The sequence below is a fragment of the Kitasatospora hibisci genome, from assembly GCF_043950205.1.
GTDB classification, from domain to species: Bacteria; Actinomycetota; Actinomycetes; order Streptomycetales; family Streptomycetaceae; genus Kitasatospora; species Kitasatospora hibisci.
Genome location: NZ_CP171642.1, coordinates 8,076,294 through 8,090,091 on the forward strand (window position 1 = coordinate 8,076,294; position 13,798 = coordinate 8,090,091).

Below are 13,798 nucleotides of genomic sequence, written 5' to 3' on the forward strand. Positions count from 1 at the left end.
CCCGGAGATAGAGTGGTGCCGCTTCGACTCCTCCGCGGCCACCGAGGTCACGGACGCCGAAGAGCCTGCCGAATGAGATGCGAGGGAAGCTTGTGACGGGGCGACGCACCGAGTCGGTGGACTTGCCGATCTCCTTCGACCGACCGCTGCGCCTGTTTGCCTACATCATCGGACACGGTCAACTCCTGCTGCGTGGCGAGCAGGACGTCGAGGCCGGGCTGCCGACCACGGTGGAGGTCCTCTTCAAGGACGTCGGCGCACTCTCGGTCCGCGATCACTACCGGGCGCTGACCGTGCGACTCGCCTCCCCTGCGGAGGAGGAACGGCTGCGGGCCGCGGATCCTCGTCCCTGGCACGACTGGCGCGCGTTCATCCTGGAAGCCGAGTCCGGTGGCAACGGCCATGTAGTGGCCGGTGCGATGTACTGGGCGGAGAGTTCCTCGCCCGTCGGCTACAGCAGCTTCCTCATCCCTGAGTACGACCTGCCCCGGTTTCGACCGGACCGTCCTGCGCCGGCCGAACCGGCCACCGTCTACACCGCGTCTCCGTGCGGTTGAGGCGCGTCAGGCAACTGATCTCGTAGTAGGTCGAGGCGGCTGACGGACGTGGCACGGGAACGGGTGGAGTGGCGGTCCCGGGGCGGACCGGCCGCCACGGTCCACCTCGCCGTCGACGGCCGGAGCCGGTAGCCGCCGATCGTGGGTGCTGTTCTCCGGCCGAGCGGTGTTCGCCTGCCGAGGGGCCCGTGTGACGCCCGCGCAGCCGGCCGGCCGCCGGCTACTCGGGGGCGTCGGCGCGAAGGGTCAGGTCGAGGAGGCCGGGGAAGCGGGCGTCGAACTCCTCGCGGCGCAGCCGGTTGAGCCGCTTGGGGCCTTGGTCGCGCTGTTCGACCAGGCCGGCCCCGCGCAGGACCGAGAAGTGGTGGCTCTTCGCGGCCCGGCCTACCGGCACGTCGAAGTTGCTGCAGCTGAGCGCCCAGTCGGGATGGCCGGCCAGGTCGCGGATCAGCTGGAGGCGCACCGGATCCGCGAGTGCGGACAGGGCCGTGAGCAGCGGGACGTCGTCGGGGTGCGTGTGCACGGGCGCCGTGCGGTGACTCGCGCCTTCGGTCTGCTCCGGCATTCCGATTGCCCTCCTCCGGTCAGTGTTCGACAAGCATCATACAGTGCTAGTGTTCGCTGCTGGTTGAACACTCATGGAGGGGTGGTTCTGCACATGCGTGCGATCGAGTTCCAGGAGTACGGCGGTCCCGAGGTGCTGCGGCTCGTGCAGGCCGCGGCACCCGAGCCGGGCCCCGGCCAGGTGGCCATCGAAGCCGTCTGGGCGGGGGTGAACTTCGCGGACGTCAAGGCGCGTGCCGACGGGTACCGGGTCGCGTCGCTGCCCTACCGCCCGGGTCTGGAGGTCTCCGGGCGCATCCGGGCGGTCGGAGCGGGCGTCGAGGGTCTGCGGGCGGGGCAGGAGGTCGCCGCGCTCCTCGACGGCGGCGGCTACGCCGAGGTGGTGCTCGCGGAGGCCGCGGGGGTCTTCGCGTTGCCCGAAGGGCTGGACCTGCGGACCGCGGCCACGCTGCCCACCGTGCTGCCGACCGCGCACGCCCTGGTCCACGAGGTGGGGCGGTTGCAGGCCGGGGAGAGCGTGCTGGTGCACGGTGCGGCGGGGGGAATCGGCACGGCGGTCGGCCAGTTGGCCCGGGCGGCCGGCGCCGGTGCGGTGTACGGGGTGGCCTCCGGCGAGGCCAAGGCCGACTACGCGCGCAAGCACGGCTACGACGAGGTCTTCCGGCCCGACACGTTCGAGACGGAGGTTCGCCGGGCGACCGGCGGCAGGGGCGTCGACCTGGTCCTGGACCCGGTGGGCGGGGACACCCTGCGCCGCGGCCTGGAGGCCTTGGCCGTCTTCGGGCGCCTGGTCTCCTTCGGCAACGCCGGCGGCGCCGAGCCCTGGAAGGCCGGGCAGGGGGAGTTGTACGCCGAGGGCCGCTCCGTCGGGGGCTTCTCCGTGCTCGGTCTCGCCCAGTCCGCCCCGGACGCCCTGCGTGCGCTCACCGACCGTGCCCTGCGCACCGTCTGCGACGGCACGGTCGTCCTTCCCGTCACCGCCGAGTTCCCCCTGGAGGACGCCGCCGGCGCACACCGGCTCATCGGCGGACGCGGTTCCACGGGCAAGCTGCTGCTGCGCATCACCGGGTGACCGCGGACTCCCGCATACGACGGTCCCCGGCGCCTCGGCCCGAAGTCGAGGCGCCGGCCTGGCCGGGTCGTGGTCGCCGGCGCGGGCGGCAGGGCAACCCGGAGACCTCCGACTCGGGACACCGGGACAGCGTCCAGAGGTGGTCGCCGGTGCCGCCGTAAGCCCAGCCGGATCCACAGCAGTCGTACACGGTCAGCGGCAGACCGTTGCGCTCGCCGCCCCAGTTGGCGACGGCCAGGCACGGCGTCGGAGTGGTGGGCACCAGGGTCTGTACGTTCATCAGCACCCCGTGGCCGGGGTAGTCCGAGGACGGCTGGAAGACCCATTCCTGGTTGTCCCCGCTGCCCGGGGAGCAGGTGTACATCCCGACCTGGGTGCCGGGTCGACCACCCCGTGGTTCGGCACGTCCGTGCACTGGCCGCTCTTGATGTTGCGGATCGTGAAGGCCGGCATGCTGTGGTAGACGTTGCCGTCGTGGTCGAAGCTCCACTGCTGATTGTCGTTGCTCGACCCGTCGCACCGGTACTGGTACACCTTGGTGCCTACTCCGCGCCGTGGTTGGGCAGGTCGGCGCACCACCCCGAGGCCGGGTTGTGCAGCGCCCCGGGGCTGTTGGCCTGAGCAGGAGCCGAACTGGCCGCCACAGCTGCCGGCACCGCCACTGCCGCGGCTGCGACCCGAGCCGATCGCTTCGTCGTGCCTCCGGCTGCGTGAGGGATCGGAGCGTCAGTTCGTTATCCATGCACGTGACTTGGTTATGCCATGAGCCGTCCGGGGGTGGCGGAGTGTCCGATTCTCCCGGCCGCCTTCGCCGATCTCCGGCGGGCTGTGGCCGGCCCGTCCGGGCTGAATGGGTGCGCAGCCGGTCCCTGCCGTAGAGCGCCATCCGCTGACGGGAAGTGATCCGGCGCAGTGTCTTCGTCGGGGCGGGGTGACGGCCCTCGCGGGCGGCCCGGGCCGGTTCGGCGTTCGTGCAGTGCAGGTCGCACGGGCGCGCGCCCCGTGCCGGGCCGCCGAGGAAGTGTGCACCGACCGCCGGGTGTCAGTCGGTCTATATATTCAGTCTGTCGACATATGCAGAGAGATGGCCTATGTTGATCCGCGTGGCGGGCCGCCGGCTCCGGAGGGACGGACGAGCCGTTGGGGGCGCCCGTCGTTCACGCATGGTCCGGCATCCGCAGGGCCGTCCGCTTTCCGTGGGAGGACAACAGTGCAACACCGTTCCCGTACGCCCGGACCCAAGCTGCTCGGTGTCGCGATCGCCGCCGTGCTCGGCCTCGGCGCCGGCGCGCCGCCGGCATTCGCCGGCCCCGCCGCGCAGCCCGCCGCCGGACCGGCCGGGGGGCCGTCCGCGGACGCCGACCCGCTGCCCGAGCTGGTCGCCGGGTCGGGGACCGCTGCACCGCGGCTGGTCACCGGACTGGCCGACGCGGCCCCCGGCGACAACCCGGCCGAGGCCGCCCGTACTCACCTGGCCGCCCATCGGGACCGGTACCGGGTCGACCCCGCGCAGCTCGCGGAGGCCGGTACCGAGCGTGCGGCGGACGGTCGACGCACCGTCAAGTTCGAGCAGCGGCACGGCGGCATACCGGTCTTCGGCGCCAGGTACCTGGTCCACTTGGTCGGCGAGGGCGCCGGACAGCGGGTCGAGTCGGTCGGTGGAAGGTTCTTCACCGGCCTCACCGCCCCGACCGCGCAGACGGTGCCGGACGAGGTGGTGCGCCGACTCGCGATCGGCGCGATCCAGGACCCGGCGACGCGCGAGGGCGCCGCCGCCGAGGACCACGGCCTGGTGGTGCTGCCCGGTGGAACCGGCCGGCTCGCCCGCCACTTCACCGTTCGCGGTGCCGACCCGGCGCTCTGGGCGGCCAGAGCTCGCGAGGTGTTCGTGGACGCCACCGCCGGCCAGGTGCTCCTCACCTACGAGGTCCGCGCCCCTTACCCGCTCGGCGTCCCGGCTGCCGAGGCCGCCAAGGCCTCAGCGGCCCCCGGCGCCCCCGTCGCCGGTGTCGAACCCGCTACCGGCACCGCTCCGGACGCGTTCGGCCGCCCTGCCCAGGTGAACATCGGTCGCCTCCCGGACGGCACCTACCAGCTCGTCGACCTCACCCGCCCCGCCGCCGTCACCACCTACGACGCGGCCGGGCGGGACGTCATGGACTTCGACCGCAGCCTCCCCGCCGACGCCCGCCCGGCCGCCTCGGCGAGCCCCGACTTCCCGGCCTCCACCGGCACCAGCGGCGCCACCGACGCCCACCTCAATGCCGCCGCCGTGTACGACTTCTACCGTGACCGCCTGGGCCGCGACGGGATCGACGGCAAGGCCGGGCCGATCACCTCCGTCGTCAACGTCACCAGCTTCGGTGAGCCGTTGGAGAACGCCTACTGGGACGGCGAGAAGATGATCTACAGTGGTGGCAGCGGGAAGCGCCACCCGTTCTCCGTGGCGCGCGACGTCGCCGGACACGAGATGACCCACGGCGTCGTCAAGCACACGGCGGGGCTGGTCAACCTGGGCCAGTCCGGCGCACTCGACGAGGCCGTCGCGGACTACTTCGGCAACGCGATCGAGGTGACCAGCCGAGGCATCCCGATGACCGACCCGAGGGCCGCGCTGCTCGGCGAGGACCTCTGCCGCACCGGCACTCCGGAGGCCTGCGCCGACCGCCGACTGGACGACCGCCGCACCACCGTCGCCGACTACGTCGGTGCACCGGCCGGTGTGGACAGCGGCGGAGTGCACCTCAACTCCACCATCGCCTCCGGGGCGTTGTGGGACATCCGGCGGACCCTCGACCCGCTCCTCGCCGACCGCCTGGTCTACCGCGCACTCACCGAGTACCTCACCCCGCTGGACGACTTCGTCGACGCCCGCAACGCGGTGCTCGCCGCCGGTCGCGCGCTCGGTCTCAGCCGCGCCCAACTCCGTACCGTGGCCAATGCGTTCGATGCGCACGGGATCAAGGACGGCTGGCAGCGGCGGATCGGCGTGGACAGTCGCCCGCTGCTGCGCGAGCTCTCCACCGAGGGTGTGGCGCCCGATGTCGCCGCCGGTCGCTGGGTGGCGGCCACCGCGGGGAAGGGCGCCGAGGGCAGCATGGCCGTGTACGCGGGAGCCGTCAGAGGCTCAGCCGAGCCCGCCCGGCTCAGTCCGGAGGACGGCCGCTCGCACGGCTGGCCCGCGACTGACGGTACGACCGCCGCGTGGGTGGCCATGGGCGTGGGTGCCGACGGCGCCTGGGGCATGGAGGTGTTGGCGCGACCGCTGGACGGAGGCCCGGTGCGCAGCGTCCACCGCGCGGTGAACCAGTTCGTCGGCGATGTGCGGGTCTCCGGGGGCGACGTGGCCTTCGTGGCGAACGGCCCCGGCACCGGGCAGGCGGGGCCCGTGCTGTCCCGCGACGGCGCCCCGGCGGTGCGGATACCGCTGCCCGACGGCCACCGTGCCTCGGACCTCTCGCTCAAGGACGGCCTGCTCGCCTGGACGGAGAGCTGGCAGGCCGGCGAGCGGACGGTGAGCGCGCCGACCGCCTACTCGATCGCCGCCGGCAGGGTCGTCGCCCAGTACGTGGCGGACGACGCGGCGTCCGCCGACCCCGGGACCGCGGTCGGCAGCACCCGTCTCGCCGGCGGCCGGCTGCTCTGGGTGGAGACGCCCGGTGACCCGGCGAAGAGCAGTACGATCCGCTCCGGCGCCCTGGACGGTTCCGGCGTGACCGACCTCCTGCCGGGCGGCACCGCCGAGCCGCGCCGGATCACCACCCTCACCGCCTCCGAGCGGGTGGTCACCTTCGGTGCCGCCGGTGGCCGGGTCACCGGTGGCACGAAGAACGCCGATCTGCCCAAGCTCTGGCAGCTGCCCCTCGCCGGCGGTGCTCCGGAGCGGGTCTCCTGCAACCGGGGCGGCCAGTACGCCCCGGCGGCCGACCGGGGCGCTCGGGTGGTCTGGCTGGACGCCACGGCGGGTCGCACCGATCTGGTCGTGCGCGAGCGCGCGGCCGGGACCTGCTGACTGGGGGACGGCTGTTCCCGGGCCCACGGTGCCCGTCCCCGAGCCCTCGACACCCCGTCCGCTGCCGTGGCGCTGCGTCAGGCCACCGCCGTGGCGCAGTGCTGCCGGCTCGGGGACGACCAGTACCGTCTGCACCGGGTCGCCGCGCCGGCCGCCCGACGCCGGATCGACGTACTGGCACCGGCACCCGCCCACTTCGGCCACCACGCACGAGCTGGCCGTCGGGCTCGGCATGGCCGCCGGCACCGCCCTCGGCGTCGGCGGACCTGACGATCGGGCCCCACCGTCCTCCCGGAGACCGGGAGGACGGTGGGGGCACCACGGCGGCGGGCCGCATCCCGGCGGTGCTACAGGGTGTGGGCCAGGTGGGTGGTCAGCAGGCGGGTGAACCGGGCCGGGTCGGGCAGGTCGCCGCCCTCGGCGAGAAGCGCGCCGCCGTACACCAGCTCGGCGATCTCCGTGAGGGAGGGGTTGTCGGGGTTGGCCGCGTGCGCCGTCCGCAGGGCGGTGATCAAGGGGTGGCCGGGGTTGAGTTCCAGGGTCCGCTTGACCGGGGGCATCTGCTGCCCCGTCGCCCGGTACATCTTCTCCAGGGTCGGCGAGATGTCGTGGGCGTCACCGACGATGCACGCGGCGGAGGTGGTCAGCCGCGAGGACAGGCGGACCTGCTTCACCTGCTCGGACAGGGCCGTGGTCAGCCACGGCAGCAGGGCGGCGAAGTCGGCCTCGCGCTGCGTCTTCTCGGGGTCGGCCTCCTGGTCGCCGTCGGCCGGCTCGTCGAGGTCGACCTGGCCCTTGGCGATCGACTGCAGCCGGTGCCCGTCGAAGTCGGGGATCTGGTCGGCCCAGATCTCGTCGATGGGGTCGGTGAGGATCAGGACCTCGTAGCCCTTGGCGGTGAAGGCCTCCATGTGGGGGGAGTTCTCCACCGTCGCGCGGGTCTCGCCGGTCAGGTAGTAGATCGCGTCCTGACCGTCCTTCATCCGCTCGACGTACCCGCGCAGGGTGGTGGGCTTCTCCGGGTCGTGGGTGGAGGAGGCCGACACCAGCTCCAGCAGCGCCTGCGCGTTGTCGGTGTCCTCGACCAGGCCTTCCTTCAGCACCCGGCCGAACTGGTCCCACAGCTTGCCGTAGCGCTCGGAGTCCTTGGCCTGCATGTCCTTGATCGCGCCGAGGACCTTCTTGACCAGACGCCGGCGCACCGCGCGGATCTGGCGGTCGTGCTGCAGGATCTCGCGGGAGATGTTCAGCGACAGGTCGTGGGCGTCCACCACGCCCTTGACGAAGCGCAGGTAGTTCGGCATCAGCGCTTCGCAGTCGTCCATGATGAACACCCGCTTGACGTACAGCTGCACGCCGCGCTTGGTCTCGCGGGAGAACAGGTCGAACGGCGCCTGCGAGGGGATGAACAGCAGCGCCTCGTACTCGAAGGTGCCCTCGGCGCGCATGTGGATGGTCTCGGCGGGGGCGAGCCAGTCGTGGCTGATCTGCTGGTAGAACTCGTGGTACTCGGTCTCGGTCACCTCGGTGCGCGGCCGGGCCCACAGCGCCTTCATCGAGTTGAGCGTGTCGACCGCGGGTGCGGTGTCCCCCTCGGCGTCGGTGCGCTCCGCGGCCATCCGGATCGGCCAGCGGATGAAGTCCGAGTACTGCTTGACGATCTGGCGGATCTTCCACGGGGCCAGGTAGTCGGCCAGGCCGTCCTCGCCGTCGGCGGGCTTGAGGTGCAGGGTGACCGAGGTGCCCACCGGCAGGCCGTCGACGGCCTGGATCTCGTAGGTGCCCTCGCCGTCGGACTCCCACTGGGTGCCGGAGTCGGTACCGGCCCGCCGGGTGCGCAGGGTCACCTTGTCGGCGACCATGAACGCGGAGTAGAAGCCGACGCCGAACTGGCCGATCAGGCTCTGCGCCGTGGCGGCGTCCCGGGATTCCTTGATCTTCTCCAGGAGGCCGGCGGTGCCGGACTTGGCGATGGTGCCGATCAGGTCCACGAGGTCGTCCCGGCTCATGCCGATCCCGTTGTCACGGACGGTCAGCGTGCGGGCCTCCTTGTCGACCTCCAGGGCGATGTGCAGGTCGGAGGTGTCGGCCTGAACGCTGGAGTCGGCCAGCGATTCGAGCCGCAGCTTGTCCAGTGCATCGGAGGCGTTCGAGATCAGCTCGCGCAGGAAGATGTCCTTGTTCGAGTAGATCGAGTGGATCACCAACCGGAGCAACTGGCGGGTCTCGGCCTGGAATTCCAGCGTCTCGACACTACTGGTCACTCTGGGGTCCCCCTTCGGGACGAAAACGACGGTTGACGGGTGCGGCACGCGGTCCGGGCGGACCCGTGCGCACAGGGAGATGGTAGGCGGCCGGACGGATCGCCTGCTGAGGCCGCGTCGGTCCGCGGGCCGCCGGGGCGGCGGGGCTCACTCGCCGCGCAGCTCCTCGATGACCGGGGCGAACGCCTCCATGGCGGGCTCCACGACGGTGATGTACGTGAAGCCGTACCGCTCCCGCTGCGCTCGCAGCTGGTCGGCCATCTGCCGTACCGTGCCGATGAGGAAGGTCGGCAGTTCGAGGGCCGCGTCCTCGGCGAGGTCCGGGATGGTGAGGTAGGGGATGCTGCGGAGGGCCGGCCACAGGGCGGCCCGGCGGTCGTTGGTGGCCACGACCGTGTAGATCAGGAGGTTCAGCTCGGCCGGCTCGGCGCGGTCGGCGGCGAAGCGCCGGTACGCGCCGACGCGTTCCTCCAACTGCGCTGCGGTGAGCATGATCGGCCTGCCGTCGGTGTCCGCGCGGCCCCCGGTGAACGCGGCGATCTCGGCATGCCGGGCGGTCAGCTTCAGGACGCGGTCTCCGTTGCCGCCGACCAGGAGCGGCGGGCGAGGTCGCTGCAGCGGCTGCGGCGCGTAGTCGCCGGAGCCGTACAGCTTGTCCAACTCCTCGATCGTGCGCCGGAGGTGGTCCACGCGCTCGCCGGGCGTGCCGAAGGGCAGGCCCGCCGCATCGTGCTCCGCCTTCATGTAGCCGGTGCCGAGCCCCAGTTCGAGGCGGCCGCCGGTGAGCTGGTCCGTGGTGGCGACCTCGCGCGCGAGCAGCGCCGGGTTCCAGAAGCCCGAGTCGAGCACGAACGTACCGAGCCGGGGCCGCTCGGTGGCCTCGGCTGCGGCGACCAGGGAGGGGAACGGTGCGGGCCTGCCCAGGTGGTCGGAGACCGTGATCACGTCGTATCCGAGCAGCTCCGCCCTGCGGCACTTCTTGCGCCACCGGTCTCTCGCCGCGGGGGTGAGCAGAGTGACGCCGAAGCGGAACGAGCGGGCCATGACGGCTCCTCGGGTGTCGATGAAGGTGAACTGGACTGGCTGCGCCCGCGCCCGATCGGCAAGCACCGCCCGTCAGTCCATCACCTGCGCATGATCGCCGCCACAGCTTTGGTGCGAGACGGATGCAGCGCGGGTTCGCCGATCCCGCGGGCTCCACCGCGCGGCGGCTCCTGCCCGCCGTGCCGTGGAATCCGGTGCGGAGTGCGGTACGGAGCGGAGCGCGGGGTTCGGTGGCGTCAGGCCAGTGCGACGACCAGCAGGGCGAACGCGGTGACGATGACGGCGACCCGCAGGTAGTGGAGACGGTCCCAGCGGCCGAGCTGCTGCCGCCAGTCCGCGGGGGCGGTGTCGCGGGTCCACCGGGCCGCGCGGGAGTTGATCGGGACGAGCAGGGCGATCGACATCACCACGCTCAGGACCAGGAGTCCGGCGGCCGTGACGACGAGCCCGGTCCCTGCGTCGCCCCGGGCGGTCGCCGTCCAGGTGGCGCCGAGCAGGACCGAGCCGATGTACCAGAAGGGCATCACCCGGCCGAGGATGCGGGCCCCGTCGCTGCGGGCGGCGAGCCCGCCATTGTCCGGCAGCCGGTCGAGGATCGGGTTGACGAAGACCGCCACCGCGAACTCCACGCCGACCATCAGACCGACGACCACCACGGTGACGACGGACAGTGCGTTCTGCATGTTCCCTCCTGAGCCTGACAGTGGACCTAGCGGCGCTAGGTGGTGAGCCGATGCTAGGTGCTTGGATGATCGAATGTCTAGCGGCGCTAGGTCTCCGAGCCGGGGTCACAGGTCACCCGGTCGCCGCTCGGCCCCCTGGGGAGGGGAGCATGGGCGGGGACCGGTCACGTCCACCGGGGGCCTCCACCCGGCTGCCGTCAGGCGTTCCCGCCGGGACCGGGCCCCGCCCCCCGCTCCCAGGCGTGGTAAGCCTCGACCGCCGTCGGCAGCGTGGGGAAGATCCGGTCTCGGCCGACCGACCCGGTCAGCCCGTACGCGTCGAGGTCGTCCAGCAGGTCCTGCTTGACCCGGGCCAGCGCGAACACGATCCCGCGGTCGGCCAGCTCGCGCCGCAGGGCGTCCACCGAGTCCAGTGCGGTGATGTCCACCTCGACGTTGGCCTCGGTGTTGAGCACGAACCACCGCACGGGAGCGGGCTGCTCGGCCACGGCGGCCAGGGCCCGGCGCCGGAAGTCCTCGGCGTTGGCGAAGAACAGCGGCGAGTCGTACCGGTAGACCACGAGCCCCGGGACGGTCCGGGCACGCGGATGGTCGTCGACGTCGTGCATCCCGGCGAGACCCGGCACGACGCCCAGTACGGCGTCGTGCGGCCGGGCCACCCGGCTGAGCAACTCGGCCACCGAGAGGCCGACCGCCACCAGCACGCCGTACAGGATGTCCAGCGCCAGCACGCCGGCGAGGCAGCCGACCGCGAGCAGCAGTTCGCGGCGGCGGAAGTGCGCCAGCCGGCGGAACCCGGTGACGTCGATCATCCGGATCGCGGCGTACACCACCAGGGCACCCAGCACGGCGTCCGGGGTGTCGCGCAGCAGCGGGCCCACGAAGAGGAGCACGGCGACCACCGCCAGGCCGGCCGACAGACTGTAGACCTGGCTCCGCCCGCCCGCCGACCGGGCCAGCGCCGTCCGGCTCGCGCTGCTGCTCACCGGGAATCCCTGGAAGAACCCGGCGCCGAGGTTGACCGCGCCGAGGGCCAGCAGCTCCTGGTTGGCGTCCAGCCGCGCCTCGCCGCCTGCGCGCCCGGTTCCCGTCGGCCCGGTGCCCGTGGGTTCGGTGCCCGTGGGTTCGAAGTCCGGGGGTTCGAAGGCGCGCGCGGTGAGGATGACGTCGGTGTAGCCGACCAGCAGGATGCCCAGGGCGGGCAGGGCCAGCCCGCGCAGGTCGGCGAGGTCCGGCACCTTCGGGTGGGGCAGCCCGGCCGGGATCTCGCCGATCACGGCGAGGCCGTGCTCGCCGAGCGATGCCGCCGCCGAGACCGCCGTGCCGAGGATGACGGTCAGTAGCGGGCCGGGCAGCCGCGGGGCGAAGCGGGCGACCAGGAGGAGCAGCAGCAGGGTGGCGGCACTGAAGCCGAGCGTGGGCAGGTCGACGTCGGAGAGCTTCGACAGGAACGACGACAACTGAGGGAGGAAGCCTTCGCCCTTCACGTCCACGCCGGTGAGCTTGGACAGCTGGTCCACCATCATGATCAGCGCCACGCCGGCCAGGTAGCCGATCAGCACCGGCTGGGAGAGCAGGTCTGCGACGAAGCCCAGCCGGGCCAGCCGCGCCAGTACGCAGAGCAGGCCGACCGCGATGGCGAGCGCGGCGGCCAGCTCGGCGTAGCGGACGGCGTCGCCGTGGGCCATCGGCGCCACCACGGTGGCGGTCATCAGCGCGGTCGTCGATTCGGGTCCCACCGACAGCAGGCGGGAGGAGCCGGCCAGGGCGTAGAGGGCGATCGCGGGCAGGATCGCCCAGAGCCCGGCGACCGGCGGCAGCCCGGCCACAGTGGCGTACGCCATGACCTGCGGCACGAGGTAGGCCGCGACGGTGGCCCCGGCCACCAGGTCGCCCCGCAGCCAGTCCCTCCGGTAGCGGCGGAGCCGTGAGAGTCCCGGCAGGGTCGGTACCACGCGGCGTCACCACTGTCCGGGGTCATCGGCAGCCATCAGGCCTCCTCTCCGTCGCCCGCCCGGCCCGGCCGCCGGAGACCGGCCCGGGGCGCGAAGCCGCGAGCCGGGAGCCGCGAGCCGGGAGCCGCGAGCCGGGACCCGGCAGCCGGCGGGCCGGCCGGGACCGGTGGGGATCGCGCGACGCGGTGTGGTCCGGTCCCTTCGGACCGGTCCGAAGGGCCATCATCGGGGAAGGAGGAGCGGGAACGGGGGAGGAGGAAGGAGTCGCAGATGGTGTCGTCGGGGTACTCCCGCGCTCGGGTGCTGGCCTGGTTGGCCCTCGTCGCGGTCGCGGGCTCGTTCACGGTGCTGTCCGCCGCCTCGGGCGCGAGCGCGCTCCTGGTGGTAGTGGTCGGGGTGGCCGGGCTGGCCGGTGCGGCCGCCGGGCTCTGGCTCGCGGTGTCACGGCGCGGGGCGGTCCGCGCCCTCGGCGTGCTGTCGGCGGTGTGCGGTCCGGCCGCCGTGCTGGCGGTCTGCACCGCGGTGGGGCTCTGGACGGAGGCGCTGGCCGCCCTCGCGCTCTGGACCGCCGGGGGAGCGTGCGCGCGCTGGGCGCTGCGTCAGGTGCGGCCGCCACGCCCGATGCGCGCCGTCCGGAGCCGGCCCCCGGCCCGGCCGGTCCTGATCATGAACCCGCGTTCGGGCGGCGGCAAGGTCGGCCGCTTCCGTCTCGTCGAGCGGGCCGAGGCGCTCGGCGCCCGGGTGGTCCTGCTGGACACCACCGGGGGTGTCCGACAGGACGTCAGCGAACTCGCCCGCCAGGCGGTGGCGAAGGGGGCCGACCTGCTCGGGGTGGCCGGCGGCGACGGCACCCAGGCCCTGGTGGCGGAGGTCGCGGCCGAACACGGGCTGCCCTTCCTGGTCCTGCCCGCGGGCACCCGCAACCACTTCGCGATGGACCTCGGCCTGGACCGCGCCGACCCCTCCCGCACCCTGGCCGCGCTCACCGACGGCGAGGAACTGCGGGTCGACCTGGGCCGGGTGAGCGGCCGGCCCTTCGTCAACACCGTCTCCTTCGGGGTGTACGCGCAGGTCGTGCAGAGCCCCGAGTACCGCGACGCCAAGGCCGGCACCGCGCTCGACGCGATGCCCGACCTGCTGCTCGGCTACTCCGGGGCCCGGCTGGACGTCCGGGCCGACGACGCCCGACTGGCCGCCCCGCAGGCGGTGCTCGTCAGCAACAATCCGTACGCCGGGCCGCAGCCGCTCGGCGGCGCCCGCCGGCCCCGGCTGGACCTCGGCACCCTCGGTGTGGTCGGCATCCGGGTGGAGAGCGCCGCGCAGGCCGCCGAGCTCGCGCTGCGCGGCACCAGGGCGGCCGGGCTCGACGTCCGCACGGCGCGCCGGGTGACCGTCCTGGCGGACCGGCCGACCCTCCCGGTGGCCGTCGACGGCGAGGCGCTGTCGCTGCCCGCCCCGGTCGACTGCGAGGTCCGACCCGGCGCGCTGCGGGTGCTGGTCCCGCGGGACCGGCCGGGCGTGCCGGTCGCACGCGAGAGCCCCGACTGGCGCTGGGTCGTGGCGCTCGCCCTCGGCCGCCCGCTGCCGACCGCCCAGACACCCCCGGCCGGAGGGACGTCTCCGGTCGACCCGGCGCGGAACGCCTGA

10 protein-coding genes are annotated in these 13,798 nt (G+C 73.2%); 4 read left to right on the top strand and 6 right to left on the bottom strand.

What is annotated here, in order from left to right; genetic code table 11:
- Positions 1–77 precede the first annotated feature (77 nt).
- Entirely contained in the window at positions 78–557 is a 480-nt protein-coding gene (locus ACF9IK_RS35040; protein ID WP_395298087.1) for a hypothetical protein, read from the top strand.
- A gap of 220 nt (positions 558–777) precedes the next feature.
- Here the strand turns inward: ACF9IK_RS35040 and ACF9IK_RS35045 are convergent, their stop codons facing one another.
- Complete coding sequence (locus ACF9IK_RS35045; RefSeq protein WP_395298088.1) at positions 778–1,122, bottom strand: ArsR/SmtB family transcription factor; 345 nt, start codon at positions 1,120–1,122, stop codon at positions 778–780.
- Between the two features lie 93 nt (positions 1,123–1,215).
- Between ACF9IK_RS35045 and ACF9IK_RS35050 the strand changes: the two genes are divergently transcribed.
- Complete coding sequence (locus tag ACF9IK_RS35050; protein WP_395298089.1) at positions 1,216–2,193, top strand: quinone oxidoreductase family protein; 978 nt, start codon at positions 1,216–1,218, stop codon at positions 2,191–2,193.
- Here ACF9IK_RS35050 and ACF9IK_RS35055 read toward each other — a convergent pair.
- The gene (locus ACF9IK_RS35055; protein ID WP_395298090.1) at positions 2,183–2,557 is read right to left on the bottom strand and encodes an RICIN domain-containing protein; all 375 of its coding nucleotides are present in this window, start codon (positions 2,555–2,557) and stop codon (positions 2,183–2,185) included. The two genes, ACF9IK_RS35050 and ACF9IK_RS35055, sit on opposite strands and share 11 nt — an antisense overlap.
- 846 nt (positions 2,558–3,403) lie before the next feature.
- Here ACF9IK_RS35055 and ACF9IK_RS35060 point away from each other — a divergent pair.
- On the top strand, positions 3,404–6,205 hold the full coding sequence (locus tag ACF9IK_RS35060; RefSeq protein WP_395298091.1) for a M4 family metallopeptidase: 2,802 nt from the start codon (positions 3,404–3,406) through the stop codon (positions 6,203–6,205).
- A gap of 347 nt (positions 6,206–6,552) precedes the next feature.
- Here ACF9IK_RS35060 and htpG read toward each other — a convergent pair whose 3' ends face one another.
- The 4 genes from htpG to ACF9IK_RS35080 all read right to left on the bottom strand — a co-directional run bounded on the left by htpG (position 6,553) and on the right by ACF9IK_RS35080 (position 12,151).
- Complete coding sequence (htpG, locus tag ACF9IK_RS35065; protein WP_395298092.1) at positions 6,553–8,469, bottom strand: molecular chaperone HtpG; 1,917 nt, start codon at positions 8,467–8,469, stop codon at positions 6,553–6,555.
- 147 nt (positions 8,470–8,616) lie between these two features.
- Positions 8,617–9,513, bottom strand: coding sequence for a TIGR03621 family F420-dependent LLM class oxidoreductase (locus ACF9IK_RS35070; RefSeq protein ID WP_395298093.1), 897 nt, complete (start codon positions 9,511–9,513; stop codon positions 8,617–8,619).
- Positions 9,514–9,749: 236 nt separating this feature from the next.
- Positions 9,750–10,196, bottom strand: a complete 447-nt coding sequence (locus tag ACF9IK_RS35075) for an anthrone oxygenase family protein (protein WP_395298094.1) — start codon at positions 10,194–10,196, stop codon at positions 9,750–9,752.
- A gap of 197 nt (positions 10,197–10,393) precedes the next feature.
- On the bottom strand, positions 10,394–12,151 hold the full coding sequence (locus ACF9IK_RS35080) for a SulP family inorganic anion transporter (protein ID WP_395298095.1): 1,758 nt from the start codon (positions 12,149–12,151) through the stop codon (positions 10,394–10,396).
- A gap of 270 nt (positions 12,152–12,421) precedes the next feature.
- On the opposite strand from ACF9IK_RS35080, the gene ACF9IK_RS35085 reads away from it, so the two are divergent.
- Positions 12,422–13,798, top strand: a complete 1,377-nt coding sequence (locus tag ACF9IK_RS35085; RefSeq protein ID WP_395298096.1) for a diacylglycerol/lipid kinase family protein — start codon at positions 12,422–12,424, stop codon at positions 13,796–13,798.

Excerpts from the sequence above, each read along its gene's own strand:
- ACF9IK_RS35045 (WP_395298088.1), bottom strand. The coding sequence starts at position 1,122 with ATGCCGGAGCAGACCGAAGGCGCGAGTCACCGCACGGCGCCCGTGCAC.
- ACF9IK_RS35050 (WP_395298089.1), top strand. The coding sequence starts at position 1,216 with ATGCGTGCGATCGAGTTCCAGGAGTACGGCGGTCCCGAGGTGCTGCGG.
- ACF9IK_RS35070 (WP_395298093.1), bottom strand. The coding sequence starts at position 9,513 with ATGGCCCGCTCGTTCCGCTTCGGCGTCACTCTGCTCACCCCCGCGGCG.
- ACF9IK_RS35055 (WP_395298090.1), bottom strand. The coding sequence starts at position 2,557 with ATGTACACCTGCTCCCCGGGCAGCGGGGACAACCAGGAATGGGTCTTC.
- ACF9IK_RS35040 (WP_395298087.1), top strand. The coding sequence starts at position 78 with ATGCGAGGGAAGCTTGTGACGGGGCGACGCACCGAGTCGGTGGACTTG.
- ACF9IK_RS35085 (WP_395298096.1), top strand. The coding sequence starts at position 12,422 with ATGGTGTCGTCGGGGTACTCCCGCGCTCGGGTGCTGGCCTGGTTGGCC.
- ACF9IK_RS35075 (WP_395298094.1), bottom strand. The coding sequence starts at position 10,196 with ATGCAGAACGCACTGTCCGTCGTCACCGTGGTGGTCGTCGGTCTGATG.